1 pseudogene is annotated in these 285 nt (G+C 57.9%); it reads right to left on the bottom strand.

The window, feature by feature from the left end:
• Positions 1–247, bottom strand: a pseudogene (locus HK23_RS13715) (hypothetical protein); the annotation flags it as partial.
• Positions 248–285: the final 38 nt, after the last annotated feature.

Raw genomic sequence — 285 nt, 5'->3', positions numbered from 1 at the left:
ATGTCCGATCGACCGCCTCCATGAGAGCCATATTGCGTGCCATCATGCGATCAACGGCCTCGAACATGTCGATATCAGGCATTGCCGCTGTCGTCGCGATGCCCTGGACCGGGACCAGGATACTGATCTGGTGTCCCCGTGCATCAACGACGCGCAACGCATCCTGAGCCTGCGCAGGCAGTGCAGCCGCGCAGCAGGCCAGTGTAGCAACAAAGGCGCCGGCCTGAATCATACGAGAAAAATGCATTTTGGAATCCTCCGTGTCTGTTAAGCAGTGTCGGACGA

This window comes from Acetobacter malorum (genome assembly GCF_002153605.1).
GTDB lineage: Bacteria > Pseudomonadota > Alphaproteobacteria > Acetobacterales > Acetobacteraceae > Acetobacter > Acetobacter malorum_A.
This window is presented reverse-complemented; position numbering and strand designations above follow the sequence as displayed.